The sequence below is a fragment of the Pseudonocardia sp. genome, assembly GCF_025965585.1.
Lineage (GTDB): Bacteria > Actinomycetota > Actinomycetes > Mycobacteriales > Pseudonocardiaceae > Pseudonocardia.
In genome coordinates this window covers 1-2915 of the sequence record NZ_JAOPWR010000041.1, presented here as the reverse complement: position 1 = coordinate 2915, position 2915 = coordinate 1, and the positions used below count along the sequence as shown (strand labels likewise).

At 74.6% G+C, this 2915-nt stretch carries 2 protein-coding genes and 1 pseudogene; 1 reads left to right on the top strand and 2 read right to left on the bottom strand.

Annotation, left to right across the window (positions count from 1 at the left end):
* Positions 1-405 precede the first annotated feature (405 nt).
* Positions 406-1386 carry a LacI family DNA-binding transcriptional regulator gene (locus tag JWR81_RS02010; RefSeq protein WP_297645934.1) on the bottom strand — a complete coding sequence of 327 codons (981 nt, stop codon included), beginning with the start codon at positions 1384-1386 and terminating at the stop codon, positions 406-408.
* Positions 1387-1492: 106 nt separating this feature from the next.
* On the opposite strand from JWR81_RS02010, the gene JWR81_RS02005 reads away from it, so the two are divergent.
* The gene (locus tag JWR81_RS02005) at positions 1493-2542 is read left to right on the top strand and encodes a Gfo/Idh/MocA family oxidoreductase (RefSeq protein WP_297645932.1); all 1050 of its coding nucleotides are present in this window, start codon (positions 1493-1495) and stop codon (positions 2540-2542) included.
* Positions 2543-2639: 97 nt separating this feature from the next.
* Here the strand turns inward: JWR81_RS02005 and JWR81_RS02000 are convergent.
* Positions 2640-2915: pseudogene (locus JWR81_RS02000) on the bottom strand (hypothetical protein); the annotation flags it as partial.

The window sequence follows — 2915 nt, the reverse complement described above, 5'->3', positions numbered from 1 at the left end:
CAGGTCGGACCGTAGCGCCGCGGTGGGCGCGGTGCCCTCGGATTGCGGGCCGACGAACCGCCGCTCGAACGTGCGTGCCCGCTGGCTGAGCGTGGCGCGGTGGCGCGGTGCGACCACGAGCGTGCGGGGGGCGTCTACTTCACGGAGCCGTCCTCGGGCCACGCGAGCGAGATGATCACGCGGCCCTACCTGTGGCCCGGACACCGAACCAGCGCTGCCCGCGGCCCGGAGAGCCGCGAGTTCTCCGGGATACGGCCTGGCCGACGCCGTCGCCCGGGCCGCGTAGCCGACCGGCCGGACGAGCAGGGCCGTGGCTCCGGAGGCCGGTGGCCGGTGGCCGGTGGCGACCACGTCCACCGTCATGGCCGCCGGCGAGCGCCGCCACCGCGGACCCCTCGTGGGTCTCTAGACGCCCGGCCCGGTCGTGGAGCGCTGGACCAGGGTCGGCGCCAGGACCGTCTCGCCGGGCTCGTCGCCGGCGGTGAGCCGGAGCGCGGCGTCGACGGCGGCGCGGGCCAGGCGAGGGGCGTCCTGCGACACGGTCGTCATCTGCACGTGCGGTGCGCGGGCGAGCCGCGAGTCGTCATAGCCGACCACCGAGACGTCCCGCGGAACGCGACGGCCGTGGTGGACGAGGGTGTCGAGCACGCCCGTCGCGCAGCGGTCGTTGAACGCGACGACGGCGCTGGGCGGCCCGGCGTCGTCGAGGAGCTCACCCATCGCGCGGGCCCCCGCCTCCTCGGTCAGGCCGCCGGTACGGACCTCGCCGGTGAGCCCGTGCCGGGCCATCGCGGCCGCGAAGCCGTCGCGACGGTCGGCGCTGCCCGGGGCGTCGGCCCCGTCGACGTGGGCGATGCGGCGGTGCCCGAGTTCCACGAGGTGGTCGACGGCCAGGGCAATGCCGGCGACGTCGTCGCCCCGGACCACGCCGACGCCCGCCGCCGCCGTCCGCCGTGCGACCACCAGCGTGGGGACGCGGCCGGCGAGCGTGGTGAGCGCGGCGTCGTCGAGCCTGCTCCCCAGCAGGATCGCGGCCTCGCATCGCTCGCGGAGCAGGGTGGTGACCGCCGCGTCGTCGGCGCGGCTGGGGGCCACCGCGCTGAGGCTGATCTCGTACCCGCGCTCGGACGCCGCCGCGTAGAGCTGCTCGACGAGGTCGCCGTGGAAGGGCTGCTGCAGCTCGAACGTGACGCCGATGAGCCGGGAGCTGGACTGGCGCAGCTTGCGGGCGCGCTGGTCGGGGACGTAGCCCATCTCGTCGGCGAGTCGCAGCACCCGGGAGCGAGTGGCCTCGCTGGCGCCCGGCACCCCGCGCATGACGATCGACACCAGCGCCGTGGAGATCCCGGCGGCGCGCGCGACGTCGGCCATCGTCGGACCGGCCATTCGCCCTCCTCTCCTCCCGCGTGACCCTAACGGCCGCGTTGACCGCGGCCGCTAGTACGTTCTAGATTCTCTGACTAGAACGTACTAGTCGACTAGGAGACCCGCCATGACCGTCACCGCCGCCCGTCCGCGGCGCCGCGAGCACCGCGGCTCGGACACCCTGGCCATCGCCCTGATCGGCGCCGGCCGCATCGGGGCCAACCACGCCGCGATCGTGGCCCGCCAGATCCCCGGCGCCGCGCTCGTCGCGGTGAGCGACCCGGTGGCCGACGCCGCGCAGCGCCTCGCGTCCCGCCTCGGGGCCGAGCCCTCCGCCGTCGACGAGGTGCTCGCCCGTCCCGACGTCGACGCCGTGCTGATCACCGCGCCCGCCCGCAGCCACACCGACCTCGTTCTGGCCGCGGCCGCCGCCGGCAAGCACGTCTTCGTCGAGAAGCCGATGGCCGTCACGCTCGCCGACGCCGATCGCGCCATCGCCGCGGCCGCCGAGGCCGGCGTCGTCCTGCAGGTGGGGTTCAACCGCCGATTCGCGCCCGCCTTCGCCGCCGCCCGCTCCGCGATCGACGACCAGCGGATCGGCACCCCGCAGCTGCTCCGCTCGGTGACCCGCGACCCGGGCCCGTTGACCGCCGACCCCGCCCGCATCCCGCAGTGGACGATCTTCCTCGAGACGCTGATCCACGACTTCGACACGCTCTGCTGGCTCAACCCCGGCGCCACCCCGGTGCGTGTCCACGCGTTCGCCGACGCTCTCGTCGCCCGCGACGCGAAGGCGAGCGGGTTTCTCGACACGGCGGTCGTCACCATCAGCTTCGACAACGGCGCCATCGCCACCGCCGACGCCAGCTTCTCCGCCCTCTACGGCTACGACGTGCGCGCCGAGGTCTTCGGCTCGGCCGGCATGGTCACAGCCGGCACGGCACGCACCACCGACATGACCCTCTACGACGCCGGGGGCATCCACGCCGACACCTCGCGGCGTGACACCGACCTCCTGCACGCCGCCTACCTGGGCGAGCTGACCGCGTTCACCGATGCCGTCCGCGCCGGCACCGCGCCCGTCGTCGCAGGCGAGGACGCCCGCACGGCCTTGTCGATCGCGCTGGCGGCCATCCGCAGCATCGAGACCGGCACCGCCGTGGACGTGGCCCGATGAGCGAGCTTGCGAGCGAATCATCGACACAGCGCCCCGCGCAGCGCCGACCGAGCGTCAGCGAGGCCGTGCGATGAGACACCCTCTGTCGACCTCGGAGTCAGGCGGCGTGTCCGAGGGCCCGGTTGCGGTCGGCGACGTGCACGGTTTCGTCGTAGGGCACGCCCTTGGTCAGGCAGTGCCAGAGGATCCTCAGCCGGCGGTTGCTCAGGGCTTCCAGCGCGGCGTGGTGGTTGTTTCCGGCGGCGGTTTTGCTGTCGTGGAACTCGCGGGCCCACTCGCTGCGCCGCAGGCTGCGGAACGCCGGTTGACGGACCGCGGCGCGGAGGTGGTGGTCGTGGGCCGGCCTGCGGGCGACGACGAAATCGCTCGTGCC